Origin of the sequence: Anoxybacillus sp. ST4 (assembly GCF_019448545.1) — a bacterium.
Taxonomy (GTDB): domain Bacteria; phylum Bacillota; class Bacilli; order Bacillales; family Anoxybacillaceae; genus Anoxybacillus; species Anoxybacillus pushchinoensis.
In genome coordinates, this window is record NZ_JAHZOE010000002.1 from 69,759 (window position 1) to 90,218 (window position 20,460).

Sequence of the window (20,460 nt, forward strand, 5' to 3'; positions counted from 1 at the left end):
CGGAACACTACATGATATACATGAATGCATCATTTCTCCCTCCCTGTTTTTTTATTATAATTCATAAAATAGCGGATTGAAAAATCGGAAGTTGGTGACCGGTCATGCTCCCAAAACAACAGTCGTTTGAAGCTTATTTAGATGAATTGACAATGATTACTATTTTATTTCCGTGCCATGTTGATCAAAAACGTGTGCCGATATTTTTTTTATGCGATGATAAAAAAACAGCATATCGCTTAACGATTCGTTCAAGTGAGAAGCATCATTCATTTATAAAATATGAGTGTCTCGTTCCTTTTATCGTTGAATTAGGAAAGCGATATGTCGTTTACACGGAAGAAGGGTGGCAAGCTCCATTGCAAGTAGGAGCTGTGATGCGCACGAAAGCGTTTGATGATTTGTATGCATATGACGGAAATGATCTTGGTGCAACGTACGATCCGGAAAAAACAACGTTTAAAGTATGGGCACCAACGGCGACAGACGTACTATTAAAGCTTATTCATCCAACGACGAAAGAAGAAACGACTTATGTCATGACGCGAGAAAAAAAAGGATTATGGACATATACCGTTTATGATGATGTTGAACGCTTTTTGTACACGTATATGACGTATGTGAACTTTATTTGGCGTGAGGCTGTTGATCCTTATGCAAAGTCCGTTTCCGTGAACGGAGCATATGGCGTTGTTGTGGATCTTACAAAGACAAACATACCGAAACCGTCAATGTCTCCGTTTATTTCGATGACGGATGCAATCATTTATGAAATGCATATACGCGATTTCACAATTCATCATGAAAGCGGAGTGAGACAAAAAGGAAAATATGTTGGGTTAACGGAGCGCGGAACAACAGGCCCAAACGGAACATTGACGGGACTTTCATATATTAAGCAGCTTGGTGTGACGCACGTTCAACTTATGCCTGTGCAAGATTTTGAAGGAGTTGATGAACTTCAGCCGCTTAAGATGTACAATTGGGGATATAATACAGTGCATTACAATGCTCCAGAAGGAAGCTATGCGACTGATCCGGATGATCCGTATGCGCGTATCATCGAGTTAAAACGAGCCATTCGTGCTTTCCAACAGGAAGGCATTCGCGTCATTTTAGATGTTGTATATAACCACGTATACGTTCGCGAAACATCATCGTTTGAACATCTTGTTCCCGGATATTATTTTCGCTATGAACGAAATGGCTATCCATCAAACGGAACGGGAGTAGGAAACGATTTAGCTTCCGAAAGGAAAATGGTCAAAAAGTTCATTATTGACTCGGTAACATATTGGTTAAAAGAATACGGTGTCGACGGATTTCGTTTTGATCTCATGGGCATTTTAGATATAGATACGATGAATGATGTGCGGCGAGCCATTGATGAGATCGATCCAACTGTTATCATTTTAGGGGAAGGATGGGATTTAGCAACACCGTTACCATCCGAAAAAAAGACGACAATCGCTAACGCAAAACATACACCGCGCATCGCATACTTCAACGATCGTTTTCGCGACTACGTCAAGGGAAGCACGTTCGACATTCATGAGCGAGGCTTCGCTTTAGGAGATTGTTCATATAAAGAAGCCGTGATCGGAGCGATTCGTGGAAGCATCCACCTCTTTTTCTCCCCGAGGCAAAGTGTGAATTATGTCGAATGTCATGATAACCATACGTTATGGGACAAAATGGCCGTTGCAAACGCTCATGAAAGTGAATATATTCGACGGAAGCGTCAAAAGCTAGCGACAGCTATCGTTTTATTATCGCAAGGTATTCCGTTTTTGCATAGCGGTCAAGAGTTTTATCGGACGAAAAAAGGGGTGGAAAATAGCTACAACGCCCCTGATGAAGTGAACCAAGTAGATTGGAATGAGAAGAGCAGATGGGAAGAAGATGTGCGAGAAATAATGAAACTCATTGAGCTTCGGAAAAAGCATGGTGCGTTCCGGTTTTTAACCGCTGATCAAGTTCGGCGTCACATGAAATTTTATGACACGCATCCGTCCGTCATTGCTTATCAGCTTGTTGATGTTGGCGTGTATGGCCCATGGAAGCAAATTGTTGTCGTTTATCATAACGAAGAGAAAAAGGCGATGTTACCGCTAGCAGATGGAAAATGGAAAGTAATGTTTAGTTCGGAAAAGGAATGGTTAGGGAATGTTTATGAACGGTTTGTTGAAATAAATGGAATTGGTACGTGGGTATTAATTCAATGTTGACGGAGGAACGATAGGAAAGATAAAATCTAGTAAGATGACAATCGTTATTTTTATTTTGACTAAGTCGAAAGGTGAGCTCACTTGGAACAGTTACTAGGTAAGGAGTGGGAAATCTCCCCCGCAGGCGGTGCGACAGGGGATGCATATATTGCGGAGCATGATGGGAAGAAGCTGTTTTTGAAGCGTAATTCTTCCCCATTTTTGGCTGTTTTGTCAGCAGAAGGAATCGTCCCAAAACTAGTATGGACGAAACGAATGGAAAATGGAGATGTGATTACAGCACAACAGTTTTTACATGCGCGGGAATTAAAACCGCACGATATGACGAGCAAACAAGTTGCTCAATTGCTTCGAAAAATTCATCGTTCAAAAGAACTGTTAGCGATGATGGAGCGACTCGGCAAGAAGCCTTTGTTGCCGAATCGTCTGTTAGAAAAAATAAAGGAAAACAGATGCGATGAGCTGAAAGAACATCCGATCGTAACGGAAGCTATTGCATTTTTAGAGCGTCATGTAGATGATGTGCGCTATGCAGATTATGTCGTTTGTCATTGTGATATGAACCATAACAATTGGCTATTGACAGAAGACAATCAGCTTTATTTGATCGACTGGGATAGCGCGATGATTGCTGATCCTGCAATTGATATTGGCATGTTATTGTACGCTTACATTCCACGAGAGCAATGGGAAAGCTGGTTAGAAGAGTACGGTTTAGCGTTCGATGAACAACTGCAGTTGCGTATGAAATGGTATACGGTTGCTCAAACGATTGCGCTGCTCGTGTGGCATAAGGGGAGAAATAACGAAAAGGAAATGCAACGTTTGCTGCATTTCCTTGAACATTTGTTACGTTAATTGATCCATCCACTCGGCGAGCTGTTGTTCATGCAGGTCGATGTGTGAAGATAGGTCAGTTGCATTTTTTCCGCCTTGACTATATGTGTAAATATGAGACAACGTTTGTTTCATTTCAGAATGAACAGCATTGTTTGCCATGAGTGATTTGGCAAGGCGCTCAATTTGTTCGCATTCCGCTACTGTTCCTGAACGATCAAGCTGGTGTTCGGACAAAATGTCTTTTAGTACGGTTAACTGATGTTCATGATTAATGGCCATGTTCATCCCCCTATTCGCTTATTAATATGGCCATTTTTATCTTTTTGTATGCAAAGAAACGGAGGATGAAACGTGCGTTTACGGAATAAGCCTTGGGCAAAAGAAAAAATTGCTGCATATCCACAATATATCATTCCACAACCTGAACAATATAAAGGTCGGTGGCACGAATTATTTTCAAACGACCGTCCGATTCATATTGAAATTGGGACAGGAAAAGGTCGTTTTATTACGGAAATGGCAAAAATGCATCCACACATTAACTATATCGGTATTGAGCTATATGAGAGCGTCATCGTATGTGCGCTTGATAAACTCATCGATCATGATTTACCGAATTTGCGTTTATTAAATGTGAACGCGAAAGAGTTAACGAACATTTTTGCCAAAGGGGAAGTTGAACGTATTTATTTAAACTTTTCTGATCCGTGGCCAAAAAAGCGACACGAAAAGCGCCGCTTAACTTATCGTACATTTTTAGAGCTATATGAAAACATTTTAGTGGATGAAGGGGAAATTCACTTCAAAACGGATAATCGTGGGCTGTTTGAATATTCCCTTGTTAGTTTTTCGCAATACGGCTTAGTCCTTCAGTACGTCAGCCTCGATCTTCATCGAAGCGGCTTCGAAGGAAATGTGATGACAGAATATGAACAAAAGTTTTCTGAAAAAGGAAATCCTATTTATCGTTGTGAAGCGAAGTATCGAAAACCTATGTCGTAAATCGGGCATAGGTTTTTCTCTTTTCTGAATATTTTTGTAATGTTAAAATGGAGAATGAAAGAGGATAAGGGGGAAAAGTGATGGAGAAATTAACGATCGGTCAAGCAAAGATGACGTGGCTGAATGGGGGAATTACGCATTTAGATGGGGGAGCGATGTTTGGCGTTGTGCCAAAACCGCTTTGGGTAAAAAAATATCCATGTAACGAACATAACCAAATTCCGCTTCGCACCGACCCGATTTTATTACAGGTAGGTGGGAAACATATACTCATCGAGTCAGGGATTGGACGAGGGAAGCTAACGGAAAAGCAAAAGCGTAATTTTGGTGTAACAGAAGAATCTGCTTTAGAGGAACAGTTAGCCCTCCTTTCTTTAAAACCGGAGGATATTGATCTTGTGTTAATGACACATTTGCATTTTGATCATGCGAGCGGCTTAACAAAATGGGAGGGAGACACGCTCGTCCCGATGTTTCCGCGCGCCCGCATCATCACATCAGCAGTAGAATGGGCCGAGATGAAAGAGCCAAATATTCGCTCGCGTAATACGTATTGGAAAGAAAATTGGGAAGCCATTGTTGACCAAGTTGATACGTTCGCAGAACAGTTAGAAGTTGTTCCAGGTGTTACGATGGTTCATACAGGCGGCCACAGCGATGGACATGCGATTATTATCATTACATCTGAAGGAGAGACAGCTATTCATCTCGGCGATTTAATGCCGACACATGCGCATCAAAATCCACTTTGGGTTATGGCATATGATGATTATCCGATGACATCCATTTTCGCTAAACAAAAATGGATAGCTTACGGAGTTGAAAACAGAGCATGGTTTACATTTTATCACGACGCGTACTACCGAGCTGTTCGTTGGAACGATGAGTTTCAAATCGTTGAATCGCTTAAACGTCAGTAAAACCCAAGCTGCTTTGCTTGGGTTTTACAGTTTTTTTGCTTCAATAATCGTTCCGGTTTTTGCATCAATGAGGCATTCATATGCACCAGTAGGACGGGTAATTCCGCCGCGATAAATGTTGTAGCGAAGGCCATTTTTTTCAACTGTCTCAACGGTCGTTTGAATCCATGATCCAGTAATCTCACCTGTTTGTTGAAACGCCTGTTTCGCTTTTTGAAGCGCTTGCTCAGATGAAATCAATCGGTTATGTTGCCACTCATTCCATATGTATGCTGCCGCTGCACCGACAACGATACCAGTTAGAAACGTTTTTATACGCATCATACATTCCTCCATTTTTCTTTTAGTATACCGAATTGTGCGAGTGGAAACTACATGTAAAATTCGCTACAATGACAAATAGCGAGCAAAGAAAGGGGAAAACATGATGGATTTGCAATTGTTTCAAACGTTAACCGAATTGCCAGGAGCGCCGGGAAATGAACATGCGGTGCGCGCTTTCATGCGTGAACAATTACAAAAATATGCTGATGATATTGTGCAAGATCGTCTCGGAAGCATTTTTGGTGTGAAGCGCGGCAAAGGAAATGGACCAGTAGTGATGGTTGCTGGACATATGGATGAAGTTGGTTTTATGGTCACCGCCATCACTGAACAAGGAATGATTCGCTTTCAGCCGCTTGGCGGTTGGTGGAGTCAAGTATTGCTAGCTCAGCGTGTGCACATTATAGCGGATCACGGACCAATTGTTGGTGTGATCGGCTCGATCCCGCTTCATTTGCTTGACGAAGAGCAAAGGAAAAAGCCGATGGATATAAAACATATGCTTATTGATGTTGGAGCGGATGATCGTGCTGATGCGGAGCGCATGGGCATTCGTCCAGGACAACAAATTGTGCCGATTTGTCCGTTTACACCGATGGCGAACGGAAAAAAAGTGATGGCGAAAGCGTGGGACAATCGTTACGGTTGTGGTTTAGCCATTGAGTTATTAAAAGAGTTAAAAGATGAAACGTTGCCGAATGTACTATATTCTGGAGCGACTGTTCAAGAGGAAGTAGGTCTCCGTGGGGCGCAAACGGCAGCAACAATGATCCAACCAGATATTTTCTTCGCACTAGATGCAAGCCCAGCAAACGATATGACAGGGGACGAAAAAGAGTTTGGGCATCTTGGTAAAGGCGCGCTTGTCCGCATTTATGATCGCACGATGATTACACATCGCGGCATGCGAGAGTTTATTTTAGATACAGCGGAAACGCACCGTATCCCTTATCAATATTTCGTTTCACCAGGCGGTGGGACGGATGCAGGAAGAGTGCATATGGCTAATAGCGGCGTCCCTTCAGCTGTCATTGGCGTTTGTGCCCGTTATATTCATACGCACGCTTCCATCGTTCATATAGATGATTACGAAGCGGCCAAACAGCTATTAGTCGCTCTTGTCAAACAATGTGATCGCGCGACAGTAGATGCGATTCGTCACAATGCTTAAGGGGAATGTGAGATGAAAGTTGCCGTTGGAACGAAAAACAGTACGAAAGTGAAGGCGGTACAAGCTGTATTTCACGAGATGCATCATACGATCATCGCGAGTGATGTGCAACCGAGCGTGTCAAAGCAACCTTTCTCCGATGAAGAAACGTTGCAAGGAGCGATCGAGCGTGCGACATTAGCTGTTCGTGAACAACAAGCGCATATCGGGATTGGTTTAGAAGGTGGCGTATTTATTGCACAAGATGAGACGATTTGGTTATGCAACTGGGGCGCGCTCGTTGACCGAGATGGAGTCGTCGTTGTCGCAGGAGGGGCGCGCATTCCGTTGCCTGATGAAATCGGGATTCAATTGAAGCATGGAAAAGAATTGGCTGAAGTTATAGATGAATATGCAAATCGTCGCGATGTCCGTTCTAATGAAGGGGCGATTGGCATTTTGACAAACGGAACGCTCGATCGAACAAATATGTATACACATATTGTTCAAATGTTAAAAGGGCAATATGAGCATAAGAAAGGGTGGATAAATAGATGAAAATGATTGAAAGCATCGAGCAATACAATGAAGTCATTCAGCGTGGAAAAGTGATTATGATGTTTACGGCTGATTGGTGCCCAGATTGTCAAGTAATAAAACCAATTTTACCAGAAATTGAAGCGCAGTTTTCAGACTATACGTTTTATGCTGTTGATCGCGATCAGTTGCTCGATTTGTTTACGGAGCATAACGTATTTGGCATCCCGAGTTTTATTGCATATGAAAATGGGCGAGAACGTGGACGGTTTGTGAGCAAAGATCGGAAAACAAAAGAAGAAATTGTAGCGTTTATTCAACAAAGTTTAGGTGGGCGCAATGAATAGTCGGCAAATAAGCGACCATATTCAACAGCGGCTATCCCATTATCCATGGGATTTTCGATGGGATCGGAAAAAAGATACGCTCCGAATTGAACATCGGGAAACGAAAAAAGGAGTGACGATCTCCTTGCCACCAATTATCGCAAAATGGGAAATTGAGAAAGAGCGTGCCATTGACGAAGTCGTTTATTACGTCGAGCAAACATTAACTGCATTACATGATCATTCGTCGTTACATGGAAAAGAAAAGCATATATATCCAGTCATTCGTTCTACCTCATTCCCGACAAAGACGAACGAAGGAACGATGTTTATTTATGACGAACATACGGCAGAAACGCGCATTTATTACGCTCTCGATTTAGGGACGACGTATCGGCTAATTGATGAACGTTTAGTCGAATCGGAACGATGGGATGTGCAACAATTAAAAGAAGTCGCGCGCTTTAACGTTCGCTCATTGCCGACGACGGTGAAAGAAGATCGTGTCGCCGGCAATACGTTTTACTTTTTGAACACAAACGATGGATATGATGCAAGTCGTATATTAAACGATGCTTTTTTGAAAAAGTTTGCTGAAAAAATAAAAGGAACGATGTTACTCGCTGTTCCTCATCAAGATGTACTCATTATTGCTGACATTGAAAATGAAATCGGCTATGATGTACTTGCGCAGTTGACAATGAGTTTTTTCGCGAGCGGCAGAGTGCCGATCACTGCGCTTTCGTTTTTATACGAAGAGGGACAACTTCAACCCATTTTTATTCTTGGAAAAAATCGTCGAAAGGATGAGAAACAATGAATGTATTTTACAATCGTGAAGGGATTGGCGATACGTTGCTTATTACGTTGAAAGCTGTTGATCCACAAGCACGTGCTTTTGAGAAAAAGGGAGATGTTGTGCGCATTTTTAATGAGCAGACAGGGGAAACGGTCGGCTACAATATTTTTCAAGCATCTACATACGGTGCATTTGAAGGAAATGGCGTCGTTGAATTAACAGAACAAGTGATTGCAACAATTAACGATATATTGAAAAAAAATGGCGTAAATGAACAAGTAACAGCTGATTTATCGCCAAAATTTGTCGTCGGTTATGTAAAAGAAAAAGAGAAACATCCGAATGCTGATAAACTAAGCGTTTGTCAAGTAGATGTTGGAAACGAAACGTTACAAATTGTATGTGGGGCTCCGAACGTAGCCGCAGGACAAAAAGTGGTTGTAGCAAAAGTCGGAGCGGTTATGCCAAGCGGCCTCGTCATTCAAGAAGCGGAATTGCGAGGAGTGAAGTCGTACGGAATGATTTGTTCTGCGCGCGAACTAGACTTACTGAACGCTCCGCAAGAGAAAGGCATCCTCGTTTTAAGTGATGAATATGAAGTAGGGCAACCATTTTTCAGCTGACTTCCGTTGCGGCAGTCAGCTTTTTTTGTGGTAAAATAAAACCGAATGCACAAAGAAAGAGTGAGAATAAAATGGGCTTGTTAAAGGCATTACTTCGCTATTTATTCGGGGGGGATGATGAGACGAAAGAAAACCGTAAACATCCTCCGTTTATGCCGATGAACGAACATAAAGAAATTGAAGCAAAGGTCGTTTACGAATATCCGAAAGGAAAGTTTCGTTTTCCATTAATTCCAGATGAACCAAAGGAAAGCACGTATGAACAAAAACAACCATCGCCACAAATCGTTTCGTTTGAACAAAAAACGTACCGCATAGAACGTACGCGCAACGAATCGCATGCATTTCGCCCAACCGATGTTCCGTCTCCTGTATTTGGTTATAGACGAATAGAACGTGTCGAACGAAAAAACGAAAATGAGGGAGTAGTCGAATTTGAACTTCCAGCTGTTGACGAAGTCGAAAAAGGGGAACGGGTGCATCTACAAGTAAGCGAATGTCCGAAGGAAGAGACGAACGATATGATACGACTAGAAAAACATGTACAGCAAGAGCAAAAACCGGACATACAAGAAGAAATCGAGCATGTTAATGAAAAAGATGAAGAAATGCCAGGGCAACAGCACAAAGAAGAACGGGTACGTCAGCGAAGCGGTGTACCGTATAACGTGATGATGTTGAAACAAGATCGAGAAAAGTGGAAGGAGCGGAAAGAAAAGCAAGCGTACGTATTTCCGTCGCTGTCGTTGTTACAACTTCCACTCATTCGCCACGAAGACGATGAGACATGGCTAAAAGAACAAGCTGAGCGTCTCAATGAAACGTTTAAAAATTTTAATGTTGGAGCAACAGTTGTTCACGTGACGCAAGGTCCGACGGTTACCCGTTTTGAAGTCCAGCCAGAACTTGGTGTAAAAGTGAATAAAGTTACGAATTTAGCGGACGATATTAAATTAAATTTAGCAGCTGTTGACATTCGTATTGAAGCACCTATTCCGGGGAAAAACACGATTGGGATCGAAGTGCCTAATCGCTCTAGCCGTCCGGTTTTCATTCGTGAAGTGTTACAAAGCGAAGCGTTTCAACAGTCAACCTCTCCATTGACGGTTGCGTTAGGATTAGATATTTCAGGTAAACCGATCGTAACCGATTTAAAAAAGATGCCACACGGATTAATTGCCGGTGCAACTGGATCAGGAAAAAGCGTATGTATGAATGCGATGTTAGTCAGCTTGTTGTATAAAGCGACGCCACGTGATGTCAAGCTGCTCCTTATTGACCCGAAAATGGTCGAGCTTGCGCCATACAATCATATTCCACACTTAGTCAGCCCCGTTATTACAGATGCAAAGGCAGCAACAGCAGCGTTAAAATGGGCTGTATGTGAAATGGAGAGAAGATATGAGTTGTTTGCACATACAGGTGTGCGTGACATCGTTCGTTATAATGAGTTAGTGCGAAAAGCACAAAAGTTAGAACAACATTTACCTTATATCGTTATTGTCATTGATGAATTAGCAGATTTAATGATGGTTGCGCCAGCTGATGTCGAGGAGGCAATTTGTCGCATCGCACAAAAAGCGCGAGCGTGTGGTATCCATTTGCTTGTTGCTACACAAAGACCATCTGTTGATGTCATTACCGGACTAATTAAGGCGAATATTCCAACGCGCATCGCCTTTTCCGTATCGTCACAAATTGATTCGCGCACGATTATCGATATGAATGGAGCAGAAAAATTACTCGGTCGCGGCGATATGTTATTTTTAGAAAATGGAACAGCGAAACCGATTCGTTTACAAGGCAATTTTGTGTCTGATGAGGAAATCGAGCGCGTCGTGTCCCATGTGCGTCAGCAAATGGAGCCGTCGTATTTATTTCAACATGATGAGCTGTTGCAACAACATACACAAGCTGATGAAGATGATGAACTGTTTTATGAAGCGTGTGAGTTTGTCGTTCAACAAGGTGGTGCCTCCACATCGAGCTTACAACGTCGTTTTCGTATTGGGTACAACCGAGCGGCTCGTTTAATTGAAATGATGGAGCAGCGCGGAATTGTATCGGCACCAAAAGGAAGCAAGCCGCGCGATGTGTTAATTAATGAACAAGATCTTGAACAACTACAAGACACGATTTAGATAGAGTAGTCGTGGAATAGAAAACATGCTATGCTAAATACGTGAAAACGATGGCTGAAGGGGAAAGCAAAATGAAAGAAATTGAATTGAAATTACAAGGGAAAATTAAACGGCTAACAAATAAAACGTTTAAATTTGATGAGCGTGTGCGAGATGGTTGGTTTTCAGCCGTATATTTTTTGAAGACGCGTGAAATCGTGAAAGAGTTTCGTCCGAATAACATTGTTACGATGCAATTTTTTCAAAAGGAACATGCTGTGTTATGCGGGACAGATGAAGTCATTGCATTGTTACATACGTTTGCTGATGAGCCAGAAAAATTAGAAATTTATTCGTTAAAAGACGGCGATAAAATTAGCCCATTTGAAACGGTATTGACTATTACAGGTCCATATCAAAATTTCGGATATTTAGAAGGAATTATTGATGGTATTTTAGCTCGTCGCACATCTGTGGCAACGAACGTATATAACGTTGTAAAAGCGGCAGCATTATCCGGCGTGCAAAAACCGATCATTTTTATGGGAGATCGTGATGATCACTTTATGATGCAAGCAGGTGATGGGTATGCTGCTTTTATTGGCGGCTCAACTGCCCAAGCGACGCATGCGATGAACGAATGGTGGGGAAAACAAGGAATGGGAACGATGCCGCATGCGCTCATTCAATTGTTTGATGGCGATGTCGTTGCCGCGGCAAAGGCGTACCATGCGAAATATCCAGATGATGATTTAATTGTTCTCGTTGACTATAACAATGACTGTATTACAGACGCGTTAAAAGTGGCTCGCGAATTTGGGGATAAGTTAAAGGCTGTCCGCGTTGATACGTCACGAACGATGATCGATCAATACTTTATTCGCCATCCAGAAGTGCTTGGAACATTTGATCCGCGCGGTGTCAACCCACCACTTATTTTTGCTTTGCGTGAGGCGCTTGATCGTGAAGGATTTGAGCATGTAAAAATTGTTGTAAGCGGTGGATTTAATGAGCAGCGCATTATTGAGTTTGAAAAACAAGGTGTGCCGGTCGATATGTACGGAGTGGGGAGCAGCTTGTTAAAAGTACATATCGGTTTTACTGGCGATAACGTGTTATTAAATGGAAAGCATCAAGCGAAAGCCGGCCGACGCTATCGGCCGAATCCGCGCCTTGAAAAAGTTGAGTATACACCTCAGTAACGCGGAAAAACTGATAGAAGAACGTCTCTTCTATCAGTTTTTCTTATCATCGCAGTGAAACGATGGTATAATGAACGTTGTTACATAAGATGAAAAGAGCAAAACGAAATTTGTGTCATATACTGTTATATAGATCAACGATAGTTGGTGGAGGTTTTTTTATGACTATTTACCATTTTGTCGGCATTAAAGGAACTGGAATGAGTGCACTTGCTCAAGTGTTACACGATATGAAATGTGTCGTACAAGGTTCAGACTACGATAAACGATTTTTTACGCAAGAAGCTTTAGAAAAGAGAGGAATCCCTATCTTCCCGTTCAGCGCCGAAAATATTCAAAAAAATATGATCGTGATTGCAGGTAACGCATTTCCAGATACTCATGAAGAAATTGTGGCGGCGCGCGAGCTCGGTGTACCGGTTGTTCGTTATCATCAGTTTTTAGGTGAGTTTTTGAAAAAATTCACGAGTGTCGCTGTCACAGGTGCTCATGGAAAAACATCAACGACAGGGTTGCTTGCTCATGTTATGCAAGGAGCACAGCCAACGTCATATTTGATCGGAGATGGTTCTGGAAAAGGTCAGGAAGGAAGTAAATATTTTGTGTTTGAAGCGTGTGAATATCGTCGTCACTTTCTAGCTTATTCTCCCGATTATGCCATTATGACGAACATTGATTTTGACCATCCTGATTACTTTGCTAATATTGAAGATGTATTCTCAGCATTTCAACAAATGGCATGGCAAGTAAGAAAAGGGATCATTGCTTGCGGAGATGATGAGTATTTACAAAAAATTCAAGCTAAAGTACCTGTCGTTTTTTATGGTTTCGGAGAAGATAATGATTTTCAAGCGCGCAATATTGTGAAGACGCCGGAAGGAACATCGTTTGACGTGTTTGTACGCCATACATTTTTCGCGTCTTTTCATATTCCGCGATATGGCGATCATAATGTACTCAATGCGCTTGCGGTCATTGCGCTTTGCCATTATGAAGGAATCGATGTTAACATTATTCAAGAACGCTTAACGAATTTCCCTGGTGTGAAACGCCGTTTTAATGAGAAGCTGTTTGGCTCTCAAGTGCTTATTGACGATTATGCTCATCATCCGACAGAAATACGGGCAACAATTGAGGCAGCAAGGCAAAAATATCCGGAGCGCGAAGTTGTTGCGATTTTCCAACCGCATACGTATACGAGAACACAAACATTTTTACAACAGTTTGCGGAAAGTTTATCGCTAGCTGACGCCGTATATTTGTGCGATATTTTCGGATCGGCGCGGGAGCATCAAGGGAAATTATCGATCGAAGATTTGCGTGCAAGAATTGACGGAGCAAAGCTTTTGCATGAAGAACAAGTCGATATGTTGAAAAAACATCATGATGCTGTGCTCATTTTTATGGGAGCGGGCGATATTCAAAAGTTTCAAGAGAAATACGAGCAATCGGTTCACGTATAAGTAAAAAAGCAACTATGATGCGCTCATAGTTGCTTTTTTCATCTCCTCATACGTGACGTTCCAATGTGAAGCGTGCCATTGTGCACCTTGTTCGGTGATCCATAGCACTTGAGGAGATTCGTGTCTCACATGAAACGTTTGTGCAATATGTTGCGACAACGGGCGAGCGTGCTGCACATGTAAGTAATATGCATGAATATGTGGGAAGTCATGTGTAAATTGCTCAAACTCTTTCCATGCCCGATGGCTAATTGGACATGTAAGACTATGTTTCATAAATAAAAATGGTCGCTGTGACAAACAGATTTGTTCAAACTGTTCGATTGTTTCAATTTTCTCCATGTGTATCATTTCCTTTATTCAAACGTTTTTCTACATCATGAACAGCTTGTTCCGTTTCCTTTAACAACTGTTCGACGTCCGATTGCTCGGCATCCGATGACGGGAGTGGAATGGAAATGGATGAGAACGGTTTTTGCTCCTCTTGATCTACGTTGCTTGATTCGTTTTTTATTTCAGATAAATCATGTAATATTTGTTTCCCTCGAACAGCGGATTCATTCAATAGTTGTTTTCCTTTTTCGCTCGACAAAAATAATGCAGTTGCAGCACCAGCAATGCCGCCAACAATAGCACCGAGTAGAAAAGAATGATTTTTTGACATACAAACTCCTCCTTATTTTCGTTTTCCTTTCCATTTCGTCCATAGCTCAATGAGTGTTTGCCCCCATTGAATCGCCTGTGTAATTTTTTTTTCATTTGTTGCTAACGTTTTACATATTGAATCGTTAAATGATTGAACGGTTACACCTACTTGTTTGACCGCATCAAATACACTTTGCAAGCTTTCAGCTTTTTTATGCACATCATCTGCGAGCGCGTTCGTCTTATGTAGTAATTGTGCCGTTTCTTTCCCGATTTCATGCATTTGTTTTTCGACTTCCTCAACGGTTTTTGCCACGTGTTGTAACGTTGTTTGCAAAGTTTTCAATGTTTGAACGACATAAATGACTAAAATAAGAAAGGCGATCGCGATGAGCGCAACGCTACTGTATAAAACGATATCCATTGTAAAGAACTCCTTTCTGTCTATCTTACTTTCCATTCGACAAAAAGAGAAAAAATCCTGCAAAAAACTCCAAATTTTTTGTGGATCGGTTACAATATACATGTACATATGATGGAATGGAGGAATACAAAATGAAAGACCCGCGTATTGAAAAGTTAGCAAAAAATTTAATCCATTACTCGCTCCGTTTACAAAAAGGTGAAAAAGTATTAATTGAAAACTTCGGTTTACAGCGGGAGCTTGTCATCGCTCTTGTGCGCGAGGCGTATGCTGTAGGCGCTTACCCGTTTGTGTCGTTAAAAGACCATCAAGTTGATCGCGCACTTTTGCTCGGTGCACAAGAAGAGCAGTTTAACATGATGGCTGAATTTGAAGCAAATGTTATGAAACAAATGGATGCCTACATCGGTTTACGTGCGGGCGATAACATCAATGAGTTTGCTGATGTGCCAGCTGACAAAATGAAAATTCACGGAAAAACAATTATGCAAAAAGTGCACCGTGACATTCGCGTGCCGAAAACGAAATGGGTCGTGCTCCGTTACCCTAATCCGTCGATGGCGCAGCTTGCGAAAATGAGCACGGAGGCGTTTGAAGATTTTTATTTCAATGTATGTAACTTAGACTACGGAAAAATGGATAGAGCGATGGACGCGCTCGTTGAACTGATGGATAAAACTGACGAAGTGCGCATTACAGGGCCGGGTACAGATTTAACGTTCTCAATCAAAGATATTCCTGCTGTAAAATGTTCGGGTCAGATGAACATTCCAGATGGGGAAGTGTATACTGCTCCTGTACGTGATTCGGTAAATGGTACAATTACATTTAATACACCATCGCCTTACCAAGGATTTACGTTTGAGAACGTGAAATTAACGTTTAAAGATGGGAAAATTATTGAAGCAACCGCTAATGATACAGAGCGCATTAACCAAATTTTCGATACCGATGAAGGAGCGCGCTATATTGGCGAATTCGCGATCGGAGTCAATCCGTACATTCAACATCCGATGCAAGATATTTTGTTCGATGAAAAAATTGATGGAAGTTTTCACTTTACACCAGGTCAATGTTATGATGAAGCATACAACGGCAACCATTCCAACATTCATTGGGATATGGTTATGATTCAACGTCCAGAATATGGTGGCGGTGAAATTTACTTTGACGGCGTACTCATTCGTAAAGACGGTCGATTTGTTATCCCACAATTAGAGCCGTTAAATCCAGAAAACTTAAAATAAAAGAAAAAGCAACTATGGCGCGTTCATAGTTGCTTTTTTTACAATCCGCTTAGTTTTTCTTATCCCAAACAATTTCGAGTTGATCTCCTGGTGCGAGCGGTTCATAAAATGTTGTCGGTTCGCCGTTTTTAAGCAATGTAAACGTTGTTGAAGCCCCGTGAGGAATAGCGACTTCGACATATTGAAATATATCTTGAAAAATGAAAGGTTCCATTTTTTGTTCATAGAATTGAAGTACGTCTCCATGTTGGACCGTATCGTTGTCGCTAAGCTCAACACCGTTACGATAAAACGTGCCGATTTGTTTCGTTAACGTCAATGTTTCCCCATGAAATATAATTGGCATGGAATAATACAGTTTCAGCTGTTTTGCTTCGGCAATTTGAGCAATCGTTCGCTCGCTTTGTTTATGAACAACGATCGTGTCTCCGTCTTCAAATGTGGCATAGCGTTGGCATTCGATTCCATTCCGATATATCGTTCCACCCCATTCAGGAAACGTGATTTTTTTTCCGTTCAATATGAATGTAAACGGTTCGAGTTGTTCGATAAGATGCTCGTTTTTTGTCGCTTGTAAAAGTTGTTCAATCGTTTCAGGCATATGAACGACAATATCATCTCGGTCGCATAAAACGGTATCGAGAGAAACATGTTGTCCATTTCGTAATATAACGGGCTCAATCGTATATCGTTGTCCGTTAATTGTCACTTGTTTTGTCGGCAATGATTCAAGTAAGTCACGAAGGTGAACGGTCGCTTGTTTGCCGTCTCGTCCTTTTTCAACAACGATGTCGTCCCCGTTTGTAATCGGTGTATCAAATGTGGCTCGTTCACCATTTTTCGTTATGAGCGGTGGTTCGCCGTGCGTCCCTGGTATAGTAATCGTTTGCCCGTTTAACGTCACAACGCAAGCGAGGCCGGGTTTTCCATACAGTTTATGTAATTGAATGCCGACTGCTAATAGCGCATCGCCAATCGTCAGTTGTTTCATATCAAATAGGCGAATAGGCTGACCATTTACATGAACTGTTACGTATTGAATAGGCGTTTGCTTTGCAGCAATTGCAATTCCAATCGGAGTGACGAGTTCTGGTCGATGTTTCATCTCCTCACGGTCAATATGTAATTTTTGGATGGCATCAATACCGCGAATAGCGACGCGATTTTCGGGGAGATGAAGCTTTTGAGCGAGCCGTTTTGGCAGTTCAGGCGTTAAGCTTCCTCCTCCAACGAGCATGACTGCTTTTGGTGGTTGATGATTGTTTAACCGCAAAATTTCTTTGCTGATCGCATCAGCGAGGCGATCAATTGCATCTGAAATCGTTGTAATCATTTGTTCTCGTGGTACTTCCGTTTCAAAACCGAGAATGTCTGTAATCGTTATCGTTTCTTTTGTATGCAAGTCACGTTTCGCTTGTTCAGCAAGGGGAAAATCAAGTAAATACGCATCTGAAATGGCTTCTGTAATTTCATCTCCAGCCATCGGTACCATTCCGTAGGCGATGACTGTACCGAGATCGGTAATGGCGATATCAGATGTTCCTGCCCCGATATCGACGAGCGCTATATTTAATCGTCTCATAGTTGGAGGAATAAGTACGTTCAATGCAGCAATCGGTTCAAGTGTTAGCGCCTCCATTTCCAAATGGGCGCGATGTAGCGCGGCAAGAAGCGACTCAACGACAAGTTTCGGTAAAAATGTGGCGATGACTTCAACGCTCGCTTCCTCCCCTTGTTGATCAATTAAGTTGCCGATTTCTTCTCCGTCGATTTCGTATCGTGTGACGGAATAACCGACACAATAATAATGATGACTTTTTTCGATAGATGATTTTTCGGCCAACGTCGTTTGTGCTTGTTGAACAGCAGCAAGTTCTAGGTACGCTACATCCTCGTGTGTTAAAAGAGGCTTTCCTTTTATTGAAATAGTAATTTTTCCTTTTTCTGTTTTTAATGAGCGTCCTGCAGCTGCAACACATACACGGGTAAGAGGTCCGTGTCGTTCCTCTAATATTTTTTTTATATCGATAATGACTTTGGCAACTGCGAGCACATCGTGAATTTGCCCGTCAAGCATTGCCCGTTCTTCATGTTCTTTAATGACCATGTCCTCAACTTGATATTGCCCGTCTGTTTCCTTTAAAATAATGCCAACTACTGAACGCGTGCCAATGTCTAGTGCAAAAATCAAGGTTCTCACCTTCTTTTTCGAAAATTAAAAAATTCTTTATCGCTTAAACGCGTTTTATAAATAAAGGGGTGACAACTTTATCCACTTCGTTTATAATAATCTCTAATTATATAGAAATGTACCACATTTTTTAGCTTATATAAAGAAAGGATGAGATGAATGAGCAACGAACGATTAGATGAGCTGAGAGCGAAGGTTGATGAGCTAAATTTGCAGTTGTTAAAGTTAATTAATGAACGTGGGCGTCTCGTGCAAGAAATTGGGAAAATTAAAGACGCACAAGGGACGTATTTTTATGACCCTGTTCGCGAACGAAAAATGTTAGATTTAATTTTAGAACATAATGATGGGCCATTTGATACAGCGACATTGAAACATATTTTTAAGGAGATTTTTAAAGCCGGTCTTGATTTGCAAGAAGACGATCATAAAAAAGCATTGCTCGTATCGCGAAAGAAGAAGCCAGAAAATACGATTGTCGACGTGAAAGGTGAAAAAATTGGTGATGGCAATCAATATTTTGTTATGGGACCGTGCGCGGTTGAAAGCTACGAACAAGTAGCGGAGGTAGCGCAAGCGATTAAACGACACGGGTTAAAATTGTTGCGCGGTGGAGCGTATAAGCCGCGTACGTCGCCGTACGATTTCCAAGGACTTGGAGTCGAAGGATTAAAAATTTTAAAACGGGTAGCGGACGAGTTCGATTTAGCGGTCATTAGTGAAATCGTCACACCTGCGGATATTGAAAAAGCGCTCGATTACATTGATGTTATTCAAATTGGAGCGCGCAATATGCAAAACTTTGAGTTGTTAAAAGCAGCTGGTCAAGTGAATAAGCCAGTATTGTTAAAACGGGGGTTAGCTGCTACGATCGAAGAGTTTATCCATGCGGCAGAGTACATTATGTCACAAGGAAATGGTCAAATCATTTTATGTGAACGCGGAATTCGCACGTACGAAAAAGCGACGAGAAATACGCTTGATATTTCAGCCGTACCGATTTTGAAAAAGGAAACGCATTTGCCTGTGTTTGTCGATGTGACACATTCAACAGGACGCCGTGATTTGCTTTTACCTTGTGCCAAAGCTGCGCTTGCGATCGGAGCTGATGGAGTGATGGCAGAAGTGCATCCAGATCCAGCCGTTGCCCTATCCGATTCAGCCCAACAAATGGATATTGATCAATTCAATGAGTTTATGGAGGAATTGAAGTCGTTCCAAAAACAATTTGTAAAAGCATAACGAAGAAAAGCTGGTGAAGTGTTCACCGGCTTTTTCTTATGAATTTACTTGTGAAAACGTTGCACTTAGGTAATCATTTATCGTATGATATTTTTACATAAAATTGCGATTCACGACAGTTTTCGATATATAGAGCGTAAAAAAGGAGTGTATGTGATGAATGTAACAATTTATGATGTAGCAAGGGAAGCAAATGTGTCTATGGCGACCGTTTCGCGTGTAGTTAACGGTAACCCGAACGTCAAGCCATCAACGAGAAAAAAAGTGTTAGAAGTCATTGAACGGCTTGGATATCGTCCAAACGCGGTAGCACGTGGATTGGCAAGCAAAAAGACGACGACGGTCGGCGTGATCATTCCTGATATTTCGAGTATTTTCTTTGCAGAAATGGCGCGCGGAATTGAAGATATTGCAACGATGTATAAATATAACATTATTTTGAGCAATTCTGATCAAAACAAGGAAAAAGAGTTGCATTTATTAAATACAATGCTTGCGAAACAAGTTGATGGCATTTTATTTATGGGTGGCGACGTAACGGAAGAGCATGTCGAGCAGTTTAAAAAATCGGATGTGCCGATTGTATTGGCGGCAACAATCGAACAAAATGAGATCATCCCGTCTGTCAACATTGACTACGAACAAGCGGCTTACGATGCTGTTCATATGCTTATTGAAAAAGGACATCAACGAATTGCATACGTGACAGGTCCGTTGAATGATCCGATTAACGGGTTAAAAAAATTAGCTGGTTATCGTCGTGCCTTAGAAGAAGCGAGTATTGCTTATGATGATGCGCTTGTTGTTGAAGGGGATTACACATATGACTCTGGCATCGAAGCGTATGACAAGTTAGCCGAACTTGCAGAGCGTCCAACAGCGATCTTTGTTGGAACAGATGAAATGGCTCTTGGGGTCATTCATGGTGCGCAAGATCGCGGCGTACGCATTCCTGATGAATTGGAAGTTGTTGGTTTTGATAATACACGTTTAGCAACAATGGTTCGTCCAAAGTTGACGACGGTTGTACAGCCGATGTACGATATTGGCGCTGTGGCGATGCGCTTATTAACGAAATATATGAATAAAGAACATGTTGACAATCATATCGTCGTGTTGCCGCATCGCATTGAATATCGCGATTCGACAAAATAGGCGGCGCGGCTAACTGTGCGTA

General features: G+C 41.8%; 21 protein-coding genes. 15 read left to right on the top strand and 6 right to left on the bottom strand.

Going from position 1 to position 20,460, the window contains the following annotated elements; genetic code table 11:
* Positions 1–104 precede the first annotated feature (104 nt).
* Both pulA and K1I44_RS02565 read left to right on the top strand, forming a co-directional pair.
* The gene (pulA, locus tag K1I44_RS02560; protein ID WP_219985172.1) at positions 105–2,228 is read left to right on the top strand and encodes a type I pullulanase; all 2,124 of its coding nucleotides are present in this window, start codon (positions 105–107) and stop codon (positions 2,226–2,228) included.
* A gap of 81 nt (positions 2,229–2,309) precedes the next feature.
* On the top strand, positions 2,310–3,086 hold the full coding sequence (locus K1I44_RS02565; protein ID WP_003398391.1) for a phosphotransferase family protein: 777 nt from the start codon (positions 2,310–2,312) through the stop codon (positions 3,084–3,086).
* Here K1I44_RS02565 and K1I44_RS02570 read toward each other — a convergent pair.
* The gene (locus K1I44_RS02570) at positions 3,078–3,347 is read right to left on the bottom strand and encodes a YtzH-like family protein (RefSeq protein WP_219985173.1); all 270 of its coding nucleotides are present in this window, start codon (positions 3,345–3,347) and stop codon (positions 3,078–3,080) included. The genes K1I44_RS02565 and K1I44_RS02570 overlap by 9 nt on opposite strands.
* Before the next feature lie 72 nt (positions 3,348–3,419).
* Between K1I44_RS02570 and trmB the strand changes: the two genes are divergently transcribed.
* Positions 3,420–4,070, top strand: a complete 651-nt coding sequence (gene trmB, locus K1I44_RS02575) for a tRNA (guanosine(46)-N7)-methyltransferase TrmB (RefSeq protein ID WP_219985174.1) — start codon at positions 3,420–3,422, stop codon at positions 4,068–4,070.
* A gap of 80 nt (positions 4,071–4,150) precedes the next feature.
* Positions 4,151–4,990: a YtnP family quorum-quenching lactonase gene (locus K1I44_RS02580; RefSeq protein ID WP_219985175.1), complete on the top strand. Its 840-nt coding sequence runs from the start codon at positions 4,151–4,153 to the stop codon at positions 4,988–4,990.
* A gap of 24 nt (positions 4,991–5,014) precedes the next feature.
* Here K1I44_RS02580 and K1I44_RS02585 read toward each other — a convergent pair whose 3' ends face one another.
* Positions 5,015–5,314 carry a PepSY domain-containing protein gene (locus K1I44_RS02585; RefSeq protein ID WP_241762337.1) on the bottom strand — a complete coding sequence of 100 codons (300 nt, stop codon included), beginning with the start codon at positions 5,312–5,314 and terminating at the stop codon, positions 5,015–5,017.
* A 100-nt stretch (positions 5,315–5,414) separates the two neighbouring features.
* Here K1I44_RS02585 and K1I44_RS02590 point away from each other — a divergent pair, with 100 nt between their 5' ends.
* The 8 genes from K1I44_RS02590 to murC all read left to right on the top strand — a co-directional run bounded on the left by K1I44_RS02590 (position 5,415) and on the right by murC (position 13,534).
* A complete protein-coding gene (locus K1I44_RS02590) occupies positions 5,415–6,485 on the top strand; it encodes a M42 family metallopeptidase (RefSeq protein ID WP_483297867.1) in 1,071 nt (356 codons plus the stop codon).
* Positions 6,486–6,497: 12 nt separating this feature from the next.
* Positions 6,498–7,022 carry a DUF84 family protein gene (locus K1I44_RS02595; protein ID WP_003398384.1) on the top strand — a complete coding sequence of 175 codons (525 nt, stop codon included), beginning with the start codon at positions 6,498–6,500 and terminating at the stop codon, positions 7,020–7,022.
* On the top strand, positions 7,019–7,348 hold the full coding sequence (locus tag K1I44_RS02600; RefSeq protein WP_003398383.1) for a thioredoxin family protein: 330 nt from the start codon (positions 7,019–7,021) through the stop codon (positions 7,346–7,348). Before K1I44_RS02595 ends, K1I44_RS02600 begins: the two co-directional genes overlap by 4 nt.
* On the top strand, positions 7,341–8,147 hold the full coding sequence (locus tag K1I44_RS02605) for a DUF1444 domain-containing protein (RefSeq protein WP_003398382.1): 807 nt from the start codon (positions 7,341–7,343) through the stop codon (positions 8,145–8,147). The genes K1I44_RS02600 and K1I44_RS02605 overlap by 8 nt, the downstream gene beginning before the upstream one ends.
* Positions 8,144–8,749 (top strand): YtpR family tRNA-binding protein, encoded by a 606-nt coding sequence (gene ytpR / locus K1I44_RS02610; protein ID WP_219985176.1) that lies wholly within the window; start codon positions 8,144–8,146, stop codon positions 8,747–8,749. The genes K1I44_RS02605 and ytpR overlap by 4 nt, the downstream gene beginning before the upstream one ends.
* 71 nt (positions 8,750–8,820) lie before the next feature.
* Positions 8,821–10,890: a DNA translocase FtsK gene (locus K1I44_RS02615; protein ID WP_219985177.1), complete on the top strand. Its 2,070-nt coding sequence runs from the start codon at positions 8,821–8,823 to the stop codon at positions 10,888–10,890.
* 71 nt (positions 10,891–10,961) lie between these two features.
* Entirely contained in the window at positions 10,962–12,071 is a 1,110-nt protein-coding gene (locus K1I44_RS02620) for a nicotinate phosphoribosyltransferase (protein ID WP_003398378.1), read from the top strand.
* A gap of 161 nt (positions 12,072–12,232) precedes the next feature.
* Positions 12,233–13,534 (top strand): UDP-N-acetylmuramate--L-alanine ligase, encoded by a 1,302-nt coding sequence (gene murC / locus K1I44_RS02625; protein ID WP_003398377.1) that lies wholly within the window; start codon positions 12,233–12,235, stop codon positions 13,532–13,534.
* A gap of 12 nt (positions 13,535–13,546) precedes the next feature.
* Here murC and ytxJ read toward each other — a convergent pair whose 3' ends face one another.
* The 3 genes from ytxJ to K1I44_RS02640 are packed head-to-tail and all read right to left on the bottom strand — an operon-like array spanning position 13,547 to position 14,603.
* A complete protein-coding gene (ytxJ, locus tag K1I44_RS02630; protein ID WP_003398376.1) occupies positions 13,547–13,876 on the bottom strand; it encodes a bacillithiol system redox-active protein YtxJ in 330 nt (109 codons plus the stop codon).
* Entirely contained in the window at positions 13,863–14,198 is a 336-nt protein-coding gene (locus K1I44_RS02635; RefSeq protein WP_219985178.1) for a YtxH domain-containing protein, read from the bottom strand. Before K1I44_RS02635 ends, ytxJ begins: the two co-directional genes overlap by 14 nt.
* Positions 14,199–14,210: 12 nt before the next feature.
* Positions 14,211–14,603, bottom strand: a complete 393-nt coding sequence (locus K1I44_RS02640) for a DUF948 domain-containing protein (RefSeq protein WP_003398374.1) — start codon at positions 14,601–14,603, stop codon at positions 14,211–14,213.
* Between the two features lie 131 nt (positions 14,604–14,734).
* Between K1I44_RS02640 and K1I44_RS02645 the strand changes: the two genes are divergently transcribed.
* Positions 14,735–15,850 (top strand): aminopeptidase, encoded by a 1,116-nt coding sequence (locus tag K1I44_RS02645; RefSeq protein WP_003398373.1) that lies wholly within the window; start codon positions 14,735–14,737, stop codon positions 15,848–15,850.
* Between the two features lie 49 nt (positions 15,851–15,899).
* Here K1I44_RS02645 and K1I44_RS02650 read toward each other — a convergent pair whose 3' ends face one another.
* Positions 15,900–18,050, bottom strand: a complete 2,151-nt coding sequence (locus K1I44_RS02650) for a cell division protein FtsA (RefSeq protein WP_219985179.1) — start codon at positions 18,048–18,050, stop codon at positions 15,900–15,902.
* A 150-nt stretch (positions 18,051–18,200) separates the two neighbouring features.
* Between K1I44_RS02650 and K1I44_RS02655 the strand changes: the two genes are divergently transcribed.
* A complete protein-coding gene (locus tag K1I44_RS02655) occupies positions 18,201–19,283 on the top strand; it encodes a bifunctional 3-deoxy-7-phosphoheptulonate synthase/chorismate mutase (RefSeq protein WP_003398371.1) in 1,083 nt (360 codons plus the stop codon).
* A gap of 156 nt (positions 19,284–19,439) precedes the next feature.
* Positions 19,440–20,438 carry a catabolite control protein A gene (ccpA, locus tag K1I44_RS02660; RefSeq protein WP_003398369.1) on the top strand — a complete coding sequence of 333 codons (999 nt, stop codon included), beginning with the start codon at positions 19,440–19,442 and terminating at the stop codon, positions 20,436–20,438.
* The last annotated feature ends 22 nt before the right edge of the window (positions 20,439–20,460 follow it).